This is a genomic window from Micromonospora sp. NPDC051141 (genome assembly GCF_044455765.1).
In the GTDB taxonomy this organism is placed as follows: Bacteria; Actinomycetota; Actinomycetes; order Mycobacteriales; family Micromonosporaceae; genus Micromonospora.
In genome coordinates, this window is record NZ_JBITFD010000004.1 from 223089 (window position 1) to 236612 (window position 13524).

General features: G+C 73.6%; 10 protein-coding genes and 1 pseudogene. 6 read left to right on the forward strand and 5 right to left on the reverse strand.

What is annotated here, in order from left to right:
- Positions 1-55 precede the first annotated feature (55 nt).
- Positions 56-2191, forward strand: a complete 2136-nt coding sequence (locus tag ACIA6B_RS09340) for a chromosome partitioning protein (protein WP_396772277.1) — start codon at positions 56-58, stop codon at positions 2189-2191.
- Positions 2192-2239: 48 nt separating this feature from the next.
- Here ACIA6B_RS09340 and ACIA6B_RS09345 read toward each other — a convergent pair whose 3' ends face one another.
- Positions 2240-2668: a DUF3151 domain-containing protein gene (locus tag ACIA6B_RS09345; protein WP_107162633.1), complete on the reverse strand. Its 429-nt coding sequence runs from the start codon at positions 2666-2668 to the stop codon at positions 2240-2242.
- Between the two features lie 259 nt (positions 2669-2927).
- Here ACIA6B_RS09345 and ACIA6B_RS09350 point away from each other — a divergent pair, with 259 nt between their 5' ends.
- Positions 2928-4139 (forward strand): LOG family protein, encoded by a 1212-nt coding sequence (locus tag ACIA6B_RS09350; protein WP_396772278.1) that lies wholly within the window; start codon positions 2928-2930, stop codon positions 4137-4139.
- 64 nt (positions 4140-4203) lie between these two features.
- Here the strand turns inward: ACIA6B_RS09350 and fbaA are convergent, their stop codons facing one another.
- Together fbaA and ACIA6B_RS09360 are read right to left on the reverse strand one after the other, a co-directional pair.
- On the reverse strand, positions 4204-5226 hold the full coding sequence (gene fbaA / locus ACIA6B_RS09355) for a class II fructose-bisphosphate aldolase (RefSeq protein WP_281933610.1): 1023 nt from the start codon (positions 5224-5226) through the stop codon (positions 4204-4206).
- A 135-nt stretch (positions 5227-5361) separates the two neighbouring features.
- Complete coding sequence (locus tag ACIA6B_RS09360) at positions 5362-5745, reverse strand: phage holin family protein (protein ID WP_396772279.1); 384 nt, start codon at positions 5743-5745, stop codon at positions 5362-5364.
- Between the two features lie 136 nt (positions 5746-5881).
- Here ACIA6B_RS09360 and ACIA6B_RS09365 point away from each other — a divergent pair, with 136 nt between their 5' ends.
- Positions 5882-6094, forward strand: a complete 213-nt coding sequence (locus ACIA6B_RS09365) for a hypothetical protein (protein ID WP_281933614.1) — start codon at positions 5882-5884, stop codon at positions 6092-6094.
- A 72-nt stretch (positions 6095-6166) separates the two neighbouring features.
- Here the strand turns inward: ACIA6B_RS09365 and ACIA6B_RS09370 are convergent, their stop codons facing one another.
- Positions 6167-7213, reverse strand: coding sequence for an LCP family protein (locus ACIA6B_RS09370; protein WP_396772280.1), 1047 nt, complete (start codon positions 7211-7213; stop codon positions 6167-6169).
- A pseudogene (locus ACIA6B_RS09375) lies at positions 7210-7532 on the reverse strand (sigma factor-like helix-turn-helix DNA-binding protein). Before ACIA6B_RS09375 ends, ACIA6B_RS09370 begins: the two are co-directional and overlap by 4 nt.
- 168 nt (positions 7533-7700) lie before the next feature.
- Here ACIA6B_RS09375 and ACIA6B_RS09380 point away from each other — a divergent pair.
- The 3 genes from ACIA6B_RS09380 (at position 7701) to ACIA6B_RS09390 (ending at position 13461) form a co-directional block, all read left to right on the forward strand.
- Positions 7701-9272 carry an LPXTG cell wall anchor domain-containing protein gene (locus ACIA6B_RS09380; RefSeq protein ID WP_396772281.1) on the forward strand — a complete coding sequence of 524 codons (1572 nt, stop codon included), beginning with the start codon at positions 7701-7703 and terminating at the stop codon, positions 9270-9272.
- A 230-nt stretch (positions 9273-9502) separates the two neighbouring features.
- On the forward strand, positions 9503-10948 hold the full coding sequence (locus ACIA6B_RS09385) for a 3' terminal RNA ribose 2'-O-methyltransferase Hen1 (RefSeq protein WP_396772282.1): 1446 nt from the start codon (positions 9503-9505) through the stop codon (positions 10946-10948).
- Positions 10945-13461 carry a polynucleotide kinase-phosphatase gene (locus ACIA6B_RS09390; protein ID WP_396772283.1) on the forward strand — a complete coding sequence of 839 codons (2517 nt, stop codon included), beginning with the start codon at positions 10945-10947 and terminating at the stop codon, positions 13459-13461. The genes ACIA6B_RS09385 and ACIA6B_RS09390 overlap by 4 nt, the downstream gene beginning before the upstream one ends.
- Positions 13462-13524: the final 63 nt, after the last annotated feature.

Genomic DNA, 13524 nt, shown 5'->3' on the forward strand with positions numbered 1-13524 from the left:
GGGCCACGCCGCTGGCCGGACCGCCTATCCTCGGCGGGAGGGATCTGGAGGAACCGTGGTGCACGAGAACGACGACCGGGCCCACGTACCGGGCCGACCGCAGGTGCCGGAGCGGGACATCGAGCCGCTCTGGCCGCCCGAGGAGATCGACGGGGTGGTCACCGCGCCGCCGTGGGCGGCCCCGGCCCAGCCGGCCGTGCCACCCTGGCCCCTCCCCCTGGCCGACGCCCCGGTTCCGTCACCGCAGGCCACCCCGGTCCCGTCACCGCAGGCCACCCCGAGCCCGACGCCACCGGCCACCCCGAGCCCGACGCCACAGGCCACGCCGGTGCCCGTTCCGGGCCGGGGCGGGCCGCCGGCTCCGGCGTGGGCCGCCTCGGCAGCCGACGTCGATCGAGTCGGGCCGGCGGCGCACCCGTACCGGCCGGCGACGCTGCACGACCAGTCCGCTGCCCCGGCGACCGGGACCGGGGCCACCGCCGCGCCCGTGGACGACGCCGGTCCAACCCCAACGCCTGTGAATGGTGGCGGTGACGCCCCGGCGAACGGCCGGACCGCGTCACCGTGGGCGCAGCCACCGCAGCGCGCCACCGCCGAGGCCGCCACCGCTCCGGTCGGTTCGGCACCCGTGGACGGTCCGCAGCCGGTGGCCGGTCCGGGCGAACCGGCCGAGGAGTCCCCGCCCCGGCTCGGCCCGTTCCCGCCGTCGCCGGGCGTGCCCCTGCCGCAGCAGCCACACGGCACCGGCACCGGCACCGGCACCGGCACCGGCACCGGCACCGGCACCGGCACCGGCACCGGCTCGGTCTACCCGTCGGTCACCTACCCGCCGCAGCCCGGCCAGCCGGGTTGGTACCCGCCGGGCTGGCCGCCACCGCAGCCGGGAGCGCCGCAGGAGGCGGGCGGACCGGCCCCGGCCGCCGGACCGCTCCAGGCGGGGGGACCGTCACAAGTCGGCGTACCGCCACAGGCGGCCAGGTCGGCCCAGACCGGGGTGCCGCCGCACGCGGGGCTGCCGCCGCACGCCGGGCGGCCGGAAGCGGGTGTGCCGGCACAGCCGGCACAGCCGCCGGCGGCCGGGCCATCGGCGACCGGGACGGCGTATCCGCCGCTGCCGAGCCAACCGGCAGTCGGGGTGGCGTATCGAGAGGCGTCCGGGCCACCGGCGGCCGGGACGGCGTACCCGCCGCTGCCCGGGCCGGCGCGTCAGCCGGCCGTGCCGCCCGGGGTGTACCCGGAGCAGGGCTGGCCGGCGCCACAGGTGGTGCCGCCGACGGCGGAGGACTTCGCCCGGCGGCGTCAGGTCCGGCCGGTCGACCCGGTGGCCACCATGGGCGTCCGGGCGGTGGTGAACCGGATCGGGCTGGTCCGGCTCGCGCCCGGCCGGCACGAGCAGGAGATGAAGCGCGACATCGAGATGGTCCGCCGCAACTTCGGCGGGCTGCGCCAGGTGACCGTGGTCAACCCGAAGGGCGGCGCCGGCAAGACGGTGGCCATCCTGCTGCTCGCCATGACGTTCGGCCAGAAGCGCGGTGGTTACGTGCTGGCCTGGGACAACAACGAGACCCAGGGCACCCTCGGCATGCGGGCGCAGCAGGACTTCCACGCCCGTACGGTGCGGGACATGCTGCGCGACCTGGGCCAGTTCCAGGGTGCGCAGGGACGCGTCGGCGACCTGTCGCAGTACGTCCGCTCGCAGGGCGAGGGAATGTTCGACGTGCTCGCCTCGGACGAGTCGGCGACCGGCGGCGAGATGCTGACCGCCGCCGCGTTCGCCGAGATCCGGGACGTGGTCAGCCGCTTCTACAAGCTGATCTTCGTGGACACCGGTAACAACGTCCGGGCGCAGAACTGGCAGGCCGCCATGGACGCCACCGACCAGTTGGTGGTCACCATGTCGGCGCGGAACGACTCGGCCGAGACCGCCGCCCGGATGCTGGACCACCTGGAGCAGAGCGGCCGGCAGCGGCTGGTCCGACAGGCGGTCACGGTGGTCTCGATGCCACCGTCGCGCAAGGAGATCGACCTGCCGGCCATCCAGGCGCACTTCGCCGCCCGTACCCGGGCGGTGCTGCTGGCGCCGTACGAGCGGCTCATCGACACCGGCGAGCCGTTGCGCTACGGGCAGCTCTCGGCCGCCACCCGCGACGCCTGGCTGAAGATCGCCGCGTCGGTGGCGGAAGGGCTGTAGGACGGCGCGACGGCCGGCCCGGGTCCGGGCCGGCCGTCGCGGGACGGATCAGTCGCTGGCCAGCGCATCCCCGGCGGCCGGGTCGCAGTCGCGGAGGAACTGGGCGCAGCGGGCCGCCTCGTCCGCCTCGCCGATCTCACCGGCGGCCCGGGAGAGCACGTAGAGGCAGCGGAGGAAGCCCTGGTTGGGCGCGTGCGACCAGGGCACCGGGCCGTGTCCCTTCCAGCCGCTGCGGCGCAGCTGGTCCAGGCCCCGGTGGTAGCCGGTGCGGGCGTACGCGTACGCCGGGACGACCTGGCCCGCGGCGAGCGCGCGGCCGGCCAGCGACGCCCAGGCCGCACTGTAGGTCGGGAAGCGGGCTGCGACCTCGGCGTACGCCTCTTCGGTGCCCTGCTCGACCGCGGCGGCGAGCGCGGCGTCGGCCTCCTCGGAAACCGGGAGCAGCGTGGCCGGTGGCTCTGGCAACAGGTTCTGCATCGCCCCATTCAACCCGCTTCGCCCTGGCGGGCGCGAGGGGGGCCGGCCGGCCGGTCGGCTGAACGGCTGAGGGTTTTGTCACGCCTCGGCGGGACCACACGTACCCGCGGCCCATGCCGCCGCGGTGGTTCTTGCACTACAACTACAGGTCCGGAGCCTCCCCAGGACCGGTTACGCAGGAGCCCGGCGGCGCACCCGCCGGGCTCCTGTCCGTACCGCCCGGGTTTGCGAGGTTGCCCGGCCGGGGCAGGATGATCTGGTGCCGACCCCACCACCCGCGGACGTCATCGAGCCGCACGCGCCCCACGTCGACGAGGTCCAGACCCGGACCGAGTTCGATCACCGGCTGGCCGGGGGGACCCTCGCCGGCCTGACCGTACAGGGTCTCCGCCTCGACCTGGATCCGGTTCCGGACCTGCGCGACGTCGACGTCGCCGGCACGCTCTTCGTGGGCTGCCGGTTCGCCGACCGTGAGGTGGGCGCGGACCTGGTCCGCCGGGGCGCCAACGTCGTGCCGCCGTTCTCCGGGCTGCCCTACCCGACCCAGCCGTCGCACCTCTACACCGCCGACGACCTGGCCGCCGGCTTCGCCGAGGGCGGGTTCGCCGAGATGTACGACACCCGGGTGTACGCGCACTTCCGGGCGCACGGCGGCGCGCTGCCGGACGTCCGCGAGGCGCTCGGTCAGCGGCTGCACGACCACGGCGTGGACAACGCGCTCGCCGACGCGACCCGGGCGTGGCTGGCCGTGCACGGGCCGCAGTCCGTGGTGGGCGTGATGGGTGGGCACGCGGTGCCGCGCGGCGGCGCCGCGTACCGGATGGCGGCGGTGCTGGGTTGGGAGCTGGCGCGGGCCGACCGCCTGGTGGTGACCGGCGGCGGTCCGGGGGTGATGGAGGCGGCGAACCTCGGCGCGTTCCTGGCGGCCTGGCCGGCCGAGGAGCTGTCGGCCGCGATCGACGTGCTGGCCGCCGCGCCGGACTTCACCGACCACGACCGCTACACGGCGGCGGCGCTGGCGGTGCGCAAGCGGTACGCGGACGGCCCGTCGCTGCCCTCGCCCCGGCCGGCCGCGCCGGACACCGAGTGGGCCCGCTCGGGCGGCCTGGCCATCCCCACCTGGCTGTACGGCCACGAACCGGCGAACCTGTTCGCCGGCCGGATCGCCAAGTATTTCTCCAACGCCATCCGGGAGGACACCATTCTGCGCCTGGCCCGGGGCGGCATCGTGTTCGCGCCCGGCCGGGCCGGCACCGTGCAGGAGGTGTTCCAGGCCGCCACCAAGACGTTCTACGGCACCGACGGGGCCAGCGGCGCGTACGTCTTCCTCGACCGCGCGTTCTGGACCACGGAGCTGCCGGTGGAGTCGCTGCTGCGGCCGTTGTTCGCCGCGTCCCCGTTCGGCGACCTGTCCCGCACGATCCACCTCACCGACGACGTCCGCGAGGCGGTCGCGCTGCTGGTGAGGTGAAAGGAGGGGCCCCTTTTCAACAGACGTCTGTCAAAAAGGGGCCCCTCCTTTCACGCGGAGCGCGTTACTTCATCCGGGTGCCGGTGGAGCGCAGGTGCTCGCAGGCCTCGACCACGCGGGCGGCCAGGCCGGCCTCGGCCAGCTTGCCCCACGCCCGCGGGTCGTACTGCTTCTTGTTGCCGACCTCGCCGTCGATCTTCAGCACGCCGTCGTAGTTGCGCAGCATGTGGTCCGCGACCGGGCGGGTGAAGGCGTACTGCGTGTCGGTGTCGATGTTCATCTTCACCACGCCGTAGTCGAGCGCCTCCCGGATCTCCTCCAGCAGCGAGCCGGAACCGCCGTGGAAGACCAGGCTGAGCGGCTTCTCCTTGCCGTACTTGGCGCCGACCGCGTCCTGGATCTGCTTGAGCACCTCGGGACGGAGCTTCACGTTGCCCGGCTTGTAGACGCCGTGCACGTTGCCGAAGGTCAGCGCCGCCATGTAGCGGCCCTTCTCGCCCAGGCCGAGCGCCTCGACCATGGCCAGGCCGTCGTCCACGGTGGTGTAGAGCTTGTCGTTGATGGCGTTCTCGACGCCGTCCTCCTCGCCACCGACGACGCCGACCTCGATCTCCAGGACGATCTTGCCCTTGGCGGCCTCGGCGAGGAGCTGCTCGGCGATCTCCAGGTTCTCCGCCACCGGCACGGCCGAGCCGTCCCACATGTGCGACTGGAACAGCGGCTCCTGGCCGTTCTTGACCCGCTCCTGGGAGATGGCCATCAGCGGTCGGACGAACTTGTCCAGCTTGTCCTTCGGGCAGTGGTCGGTGTGCAGCGCGACCGTCACCGGGTAGTTCTTGGCCACCTCGTGCGCGTAGGCGGCGAACGCGGTCGCGCCGGTCACCATGTCCTTGACCGACGGGCCGGACAGGTATTCCGCGCCGCCGGTGGAGACCTGGATGATGCCGTCGCTCTCCGCGTCGGCGAAGCCCTTGAGCGCCGCGTTCAGCGTCTGGGAGGAGGTCACGTTGATCGCGGGGTACGCGTACCGGCCGGCCTTGGCCCGGTCCAGCATCTCCGCGTAAGCCTCGGGGGAAGCGATGGGCATGTCGAACGCTCCTTACTTACCGCTCTCGGCCGTACAGGCCGTCGTCTTTCCTCGGGTGCGCCGGACCGCGCTGTCCACCGCGGGCAGTATCCCGTAGAAGCGAACGCGGGACACAACCGACCCGGGCACCACCGCTCACCGTTCCTCCAGACGGTCCGGCACGGCGACGCTGATCAGCCAGCTCACCACCGACACCACGATGGCCCCCCAGAAGGCGGCCCAGAAGCCGTCGACGTGGAACGGCAGGCGCAGCACGCCGGCGATCCAGTCGGTCAGCAGGAACAGCAACGCGTTCACCACGAGCGCGAACAGACCGAGCGTGAGCAGGTAGAACACACAGCCGAACACCTTGATGAGCGGCTTGAGCACCGCGTTGACCACGCCGAAGACGAGCGCCACCACGATCAGCGTGAACACCGTGGTGCCGCCGTTGCGGCCGGTGACATGAACCCCGGGCACGATCAGCGTGGCCACCCACAGCGCGACCGCGGTGATCGCCAGCCGGATGAGGAAGCCCACGGGACCATCCTGGCATTCCGGCCACACGCCGGGTAGCACAATCGCCGACTCCGCGCTTCGCCCGGCTCCGAGCGGTGACCCGGACCAGCCCGTACGGTGGTGGGGACACGGTCGGAACGAGACGCAGGGAGGGACGATGGGACAGCCCGACGAGGACTTCGCCCCGAGCGACCACCTCGCTCCGGAGGAACGGGACCCGGAGGCGGAGCCGGCCGACGCGGTCGAGCAGGCGGCCCCGGCCACCCTCGACGACACCGACGGTGAGCCGCACCGGGGCCTGGAGGTCGCCGACTGGGACGCCATGGAGCAGGCCCGCGTGGTGGGCGCCGACGAGGACGACTACCGCTGACGACGGTCAGCGCGGGCTGACGACCGATCGTGCGCGGCGTCAGCGCGGGCTGACGACCGGTCGCGCGCGGCGTCAGCGCAGGCTGACGGCCTGCGCCGGGTGGGCGGCGGTCCAGCCGTCCAGCCGGTCGCCACGCAACGCGGCCAGGAAGTCGTCGACGAGCGTCGGGTCCGGCTCGAAGCCGCGCGCCGTCCACTCCTGGTAGCGGACCGGCAGGCCGAGTGCGACCGGGTCGGCGGTGCCCGCCCGAACGGCCACGGAGAGCAGCGCCGGCAGGGACAGGTCACCGGTGTCCGTGGTCAGGGCCGGTCCGACCTGGCCGACCAGCCGGCCGAGGCGTACCGGGTCGCTCGTGATGCCCTGCTCGCGGATCTGGCGGAGCAGGCCGGCCGCGTACCGGAGCGCGTTGCGTTCCCGGTCCAGCACGGCGTCGCGCAGGCCGTACCGCTGCCGGAGCAGGTCCACCGCCTGCCCGCCGTCGAGGCGCTGACAGCCGGCCGGGAAGCGCCTGTCGGTGTGCACCGACCGCACCGCCGCCGGCAGGCAGACCGGTACGCCGCCGACCGCGTCGGTGAGCGTCCGGGTGGCCTGGTAGGTGAGCACCGCCCCCGCGTCCACCGGCGCCCCGGTCAGCCGGGTGACCGCCTGGCGGGTGGCCCGGTAGCCGGCCGCCAGGTCACCCGACCCGGCACCCAGGGCGAAGGTCGCGCTGAGCTTGCCCGTCCCGCCGTCGGGCATCGGCACGAGCAGGTCGCGCGGGATGGACACGAGGTAGAGCCGGCTCCGGTCGGCCGGCACGTGCACCAGCACGATCGAGTCGGCCCGCCGGCTCGCGTCCGCCTGGTCCAGGCCGAGCAGCAGCACGTTCAGCGCGGTGGCGGGGGGCGGCGACGGCGCGGCGGTGACGAGAGGCGTGGGCTGTGGTGGGCGGGGCGCCGCCACGGTGAAGCCGACGAGCGCGACGGCGGCCACCGCCAGCGCGGTGCCGGCCAGGCGTACCCGCCGACGGCGACGACGTCGCCGGGCCACCGCCCGGTCGATGGCGGCCCGGACCGGGCCGGTGGACGGCGTCAGCGCCTCGTACCGGGCGAACGCGGCCCGCAGCTCGTCCTCGATCATGAGCAGACCTCCACGTGTTCGGCTCGGAGTGTGGCCAGGGCGCGCGAGATGCTGGACCGGACGGTGCCGACGGCGCAGCCGAGCACGTCGGCGATCTCCGCGTCGGACAGTCCTCGTAGTAGCGAAGCACCAGCGCGGCGCGCTGCCGTCGCACGTACCGCTCCGGCGCGTCGGCGCGGGCCACCCGTCGCCAGTGGAGCTGGACCCGGACCATGGTCTCCTGCACCAGGTCCTGGGCCTGGTGCGGGTCGCCGGTCAACATGACCGCGTACCGCAGCAGCGCGCCCAGCCGCGCGTCGACGAACTCCTCGTACGTCACTGCACCTCCCGGTGTCCCGCTCGATAGACGGGCTCGGGGGCACCGAACATTGCGTCGGCGGTGATCAACCGTTCGGTCAATGTTCGCCGTTCGGGGCAACGGACCGGCTTAAGGAATCTTTAAGCTCCACGGGCTCCACCTGATCATCCCCACGGGAGGACCCCCCACATGCTCAGCAACTCCACCCGGCGCTGGCTCGCCGGGTTGGGCGTCGCAGGCGCGTTCGTCGCCGCCTCCGCCATCCCCGCCGTCGCCGCTGCTCCGCAGATCGCGCTGGGCGTCTACTTCGGCGACACGACGGTCGCGACCGGTTCCGACGGCAAGATCGAGTACAGCACCATCCACAGCTCGGCCCCGACCGTGCTGAACGACCTCACCGTCCGCTACGACTTCACCGGCCTGGCCGGCAAGGTGACCGTCGCGGAGGAGGAGGACACCTTCGCCGACTGCGCCTCGCCCTCCGCGAACGTGCTGGTCTGCACCTCGCCCTGGGAGGTCGAGGTGGACGAGTGGGGCCTGGGCGGGATCTTCCCGGTGCAGATCAAGGCCACCGACAAGGCCAAGGACGGCGACTCCGGCACGATCAAGGTGACGTTGTCGGCGAACGGCTTCGACGCCGTCTCGCACGACGCCAAGGTGCGCGTCGGCGAGGGTGTCGACCTGGCGGCCGGTCCGGAGACCGCCGTGTCGGTCGCGCCCGGCAAGAGCTTCACCGCGCCGCTGAAGGTCAGCAACGTGGGCGAGACCACCGCCAAGGGCGCCACCGTCGTCTTCTACAACGACTACGGGCTGAACTCCACCAAGCACTACAGCAACTGCACCTACGTGGATGACGAGCTGCGCACCTGCCGCTTTGACGAGGAACTGCCGGCCGGCAGCACCTTCGGGGCCACGCTGCCGTACGCGCTGGGCGCGGACACCCTGGCACCGGGCTTCAAGTACGGCGAGGTCATCTGGATGACCCCGAGCGAGTTCGAGGACTTCGAGAGCTACCTCGACAACTACGACGTGACCGTCGGCAAGCCGGGCACCGACGGCAAGCTGACCCTGGCCGAGGCCGGCGGCAAGGCCAGCGCGCGTGGTTTCCAGGCCGACCCGCGGCCGGAGAACAACGGCACGAACCTCCAGGTGACGGTGACCGGCAACAACGGCACCGACCTCGAGGCGCTCGGCTCCTCGGTGTCCGGCACGGCGGGCGCGACGGTCAAGGCGACCGTGGGCCTGCGCAACAACGGCCCGGCGACGCTCGACTACAGCCGCTCCGGCAGCTCGGTCACCTACCTGACCTTCGACGTGCCGAAGGGCACGACCGCGGCGGCGGCCCCGGAGAACTGCTTCCCGGTGAAGGGCGACGAGTGGGGTGAGCCCGGCCAGCCGGGTGCGCGTCACTACCGCTGCTACTTCGACTCGTTCCTGAAGGCCGGCCAGACCGTCACGCTCGACTTCGGCCTGAAGATCGACAAGGTGGTCGCCAACGACACCGGGCTCGTGAAGATCAACGTGCCGTGTGAGTGCGACGGCGGCTTCTACCGTGACCAGAAGCCGGCCAACGACAGCGCCAAGGTCGTCGTGAACGCCGCCGCGGGTGGCGACGGCGGCCAGGGTGGCGGGGACGGCGGCACGCTGCCGATCACCGGTTCCTCCACCGGCCTGATCGCCGGCATCGGCGCGCTGCTGCTCGCCGCCGGCTTCGGCGGCTACGTGGTGGCCCGCCGCCGCAAGACCCGCTTCGTCGCCTGACCGAACCACCCCGGTGCCCCGCCGACCACCACATCGGCGGGGCACCGCCACATCCAGAGCACCCCGAAAGACAAGACCCCAGAAGCAGCACGGCCCGACGGAGAACGACCAGGACAGGGTTTCCGGGGGAGCCCGACCCGCGCAGGGATCAAGCCTGACCGCCCCGAGCGGGTCGGGCTCCCCCGGAAACCCCCACGACACCACGGCAAAGATCAAGGAACATCAACCAAGTGCTGCTGACCCTCACCACGACCCACCGCCCCGCCACCGACCTCGGCCACCTCCTCGTCAAGCACCCGGACCGCGTGCAGAGCTTCGACCTGCCCGCCGGCACCGCGCACGTGTTCTACCCGGAGGCGGACGAGGCGCGGTGCACGGCGGCGCTGCTGGTCGAGGTGGACCCGCTGAAGCTGGGCGGGGGCCGGGGCCGCCGGCAGTCGACCTCCCCGGAGGGCTTCACGCTCGGGCAGTACGTCAACGACCGCCCGTACGCCGCCTCCAGCCTGCTCTCCTCGGCGCTGACCAAGGTGTTCCGTTCGGCGCTACGCGGCGAGTCCCGGGACCGCCCCGAGCTGGCCGCCACCGAGCTCCCGCTGACCGTACGGGTGCCGGTGCTGCGCTGCCGGGGCGGTGCCGAGCTGGCGGTACGCGTCTTCGCCCCGCTGGGCTGGACCGTGACGGCCACCCCGGTCCCGCTCGACGAGACGTACCCGGACTGGGGTGACAGCCGCTACGTCGACCTGACGCTGACCGGGACGCTGCGGCTCGCCGACGCCCTCAACCACCTGTACGTGCTGCTGCCGGTGCTGGACGACGCCAAGCACTACTGGGTCGCCCCGGACGAGGTGGACAAGCTGCTGCGGGCCGGCTCCGGCTGGCTGGCCGACCACCCGGAGCGGGGCCTGATCACCCGCCGCTACCTGGCGCACCGCCGGGCCCTGGCCGGCGCGGCGTTGGCCCGCCTGGCCGAGCTGCGCCTGGCCGACGAGCCGTCCGCCGACGACAGCATCGACCCGGAGACGCCCCCGGAGACGCCCCGCGCCACGCTGGCGACGCAACGGCGGGAGGCGGTGCTCGCCGCGTTGCGCGACAGCGGCGCGAGCCGGGTGCTGGACCTGGGCTGCGGTGGTGGCGCGCTGCTCACCGCGCTGGCCGCCGACCGGCGGTTCACCGAGGTGGTGGGCGTCGACGTGGCCGACCGGTCGCTCGCCATGGCGGCCCGTCGGCTGCGGCTGGACCGGCTGCCGGAGCGGCAGCGGGACCGCATCCACCTGCGGCAGTCGGCGCTGACCTACCGGGACGACCGGCTGCGCGGGTACGACGCGGCGGTGCTGATGGAGGTGGTCGAGCATCTCGACCCGCCCCGGCTGCCGGCGCTTCAGGACGCGGTGTTCGGCCACGCCCGGCCGGGCACGGTGGTGGTGACCACTCCGAACGTGGAGTACAACGTCCGCTACGAGGGGCTCGCGCCGGGCCGGTTCCGGCACGCCGACCACCGGTTCGAGTGGACCCGGGCGGAGTTCGCGGCCTGGGTGGCCCGGGTGGCGGCGGCGCACGGCTACACCGCCACGCTCGGCGGCATCGGCGACGACGACCCCGAGGTGGGCAGCCCGACCCAGCTTGCGATCTTCACCCGCGACGACCGCGACGACCGGAAGGAGGAGACGAACCGATGACCGTCCTGGACATTCCCGAGCTGGCGCTGGTGGCGCTGGTCGGCGTCTCCGGCGCCGGCAAGTCCACGTTCGCCCGCCGCCACTTCGCGCCCAGCCAGGTGCTCTCCTCGGACATGTTCCGTGGCCTCGTCGCCGACGACGAGAACGACCAGTCGGCGTCCGCCGACGCGTTCGACGCGCTGCACCACGTGGCCGGCATCCGGCTGCGACGCGGTCGGCTGACCGTGGTGGACGCGACGAACCTCCAGCCGCACGCCCGGGCCGGGCTGATCCGGGTGGCCCGGGAGCACGACGTGCTGCCGGTGGCGATCGTGCTGGACGTGCCGGAGACGGTGGCCTGGGACCGCACCGAGGCGCGCGCCGACCGGACGCACGGCCGGCAGGTCCTCACCCGGATGCGGCGTGACCTGCGGCAGTCGTACGGGCGACTGGCCCGGGAGGGCTTCCGCAAGGTGCACGTGCTGCACGGCGTCGAGGAGATCGACGCGGCCGAGGTCCGCTACGAGAAGCTGTTCAACGACCGCCGCGAGCTGACCGGCCCGTTCGACATCGTCGGGGACGTGCACGGCTGCCGCGCCGAGCTGGAGGCGCTGCTGTCCCGGCTCGGTTACGCGCTGCGCCGCGACGACGCGGGCCGCCCGGTGGACGCGTCGCACCCCGCCGGGCGTACCGCGGTCTTCGTGGGTGACCTGGTGGACCGCGGCCCGGACTCGCCCGGCGTGCTCCGCCTGGTGATGGGCATGGTGGCGGCCGGGCACGCGATCTGCGTGCCCGGCAACCACGAGCAGAAGCTGCTGCGCAAGCTGCGCGGCCGGGACGTGCGGCTCACCCACGGCCTGGCCGAGACGATGGCGCAGCTCGCCGCGGAGCCGGCGGAGTTCGTCGCCGGGGCGGAGGCGTTCATCGACAGCCTGGTCAGCCACTACGTGCTCGACGGCGGCCGGCTGGTGGTGGCGCACGCCGGTCTGAAGGAGGCGTACCACGGTCGGGCGTCCGGCCGGGTGCGGTCGTTCGCGCTCTACGGCGAGACGACCGGTGAGACCGACGAGTACGGCCTGCCGGTGCGTTACCCGTGGGCGCGCGACTACCGGGGCTCGGCCATGGTCGTGTACGGACACACCCCGACGCCGGAGCCGGAGTGGGTCAACAACACGATCTGCCTGGACACCGGCTGCGTGTTCGGCGGCAAGCTGACCGCGCTGCGCTACCCGGAGAAGGAGCTGGTGGCGGTCCCGGCGGAACGGGAGTGGTACGCCCCGGCCCGCCCGCTGGTCCCGCCCGCCCCGGCGCGGCCGGACACCGTGCTGGACGTGGCGGACGTGACCGGCCGCCGGCACCTGACCCACGCGTACGGGTCGCTGACCGTGCCGGCCGAGAACGCCGCCGCCGCGCTGGAGGTGATGAGCCGGTACGCGCTGGACCCGGGTCGGCTGGTCTGGCTGCCGCCGACCATGGCGCCCTGCTCCACGTCGACCGTGGCGGGGTTCCTGGAGCACCCGGCACAGGCGTTCGCCGACTACCGCGCGGCCGGCGTCGACCGGGTGGTGTGCGAGGAGAAGCACATGGGCTCCCGCGCCGTGGTGCTCGTGGAACGGGAGCCGGGCCGGTTCGGCGGCGGGGCGGTGCACACGCGTACCGGTCGGCCGTTCTTCGGGCCGCCGCTCGACGACGAGTTGCTGGCCCGGGTGCGCGCCGCGGTCACCACCGCCGGCCTCTGGGCCGAGCTGGACACCGACTGGCTGCTGCTCGACACGGAGCTGCTGCCCTGGTCGGCGAAGGCGGGCGGCCTGATCCGCGAGCAGTACGCCAGCGTGGGCGCGGCCGGCCGGGCAGCGCTGCCGGCGGTGCTGGCCACGCTGGACGCCGCAGCGGGGCGCGGGCTGCCGGTGGACGGGTTGCGGGCGCGGATGGCCGAGCGGGCCGCCGAGGTGACGGCGTACTCGGCGGCGTACCGGGCGTACGTCGGTCCGACGGACGGGTTGCGCGGCGTCACGCTGGCCCCGTTCGCGGTGCTGGCCGGTGCCGGGGCGAGCTACGCGGCCCGCGACCACGGCTGGCATCTGGCGCTGGCGGACCGGCTCCGCACGGCCGACCCGGAGTTCTTCACGCCGACCCGGCGGCTGGTGGTGGAGCTGGCCGACGAGGCGGCGGTGTCGGCGGCCACCGACTGGTGGCTGGCGCTGACCGCCGCCGGTGGCGAGGGCATGGTGGTCAAGCCGTACGCCGGCCTGGCCGCCCGGTCACCGAAGGGCTCGTTGCTCCAGCCCGGGATCAAGTGCCGGGGTCGGGAGTACCTGCGGATCATCTACGGTCCCGGGTACACCGAGCCGGCGCAGCTCACCGCGCTGCGCAAGCGGTCGCTGGGCCGCAAGCGCGGCCTGGCGTTGCGGGAGCACGGCCTGGGGCTGGCCGCCCTGGACGCGCTCGCCGAGGACGCTCCGCTCTGGCGTCGTCACGAGCTGGTGTTCGCGATCCTCGCCTGCGAGTCCGAGCCGGTCGACCCGCGCCTCTGACCCACCTCGCTGTTTCCCGGAAAGCGGGCCCATCGACGGGCGAGTGGGCCCCTTTCCGGGAAA

Coding starts and splice junctions, on each gene's coding strand:
- ACIA6B_RS09390 (WP_396772283.1), top strand. CDS start 10,945: ATGACCGTCCTGGACATTCCCGAGCTGGCGCTGGTGGCGCTGGTCGGC.
- ACIA6B_RS09380 (WP_396772281.1), top strand. CDS start 7,701: ATGCTCAGCAACTCCACCCGGCGCTGGCTCGCCGGGTTGGGCGTCGCA.
- ACIA6B_RS09370 (WP_396772280.1), bottom strand. CDS start 7,213: ATGATCGAGGACGAGCTGCGGGCCGCGTTCGCCCGGTACGAGGCGCTG.
- fbaA (WP_281933610.1), bottom strand. CDS start 5,226: ATGCCCATCGCTTCCCCCGAGGCTTACGCGGAGATGCTGGACCGGGCC.
- ACIA6B_RS09345 (WP_107162633.1), bottom strand. CDS start 2,668: ATGCAGAACCTGTTGCCAGAGCCACCGGCCACGCTGCTCCCGGTTTCC.
- ACIA6B_RS09365 (WP_281933614.1), top strand. CDS start 5,882: ATGGGACAGCCCGACGAGGACTTCGCCCCGAGCGACCACCTCGCTCCG.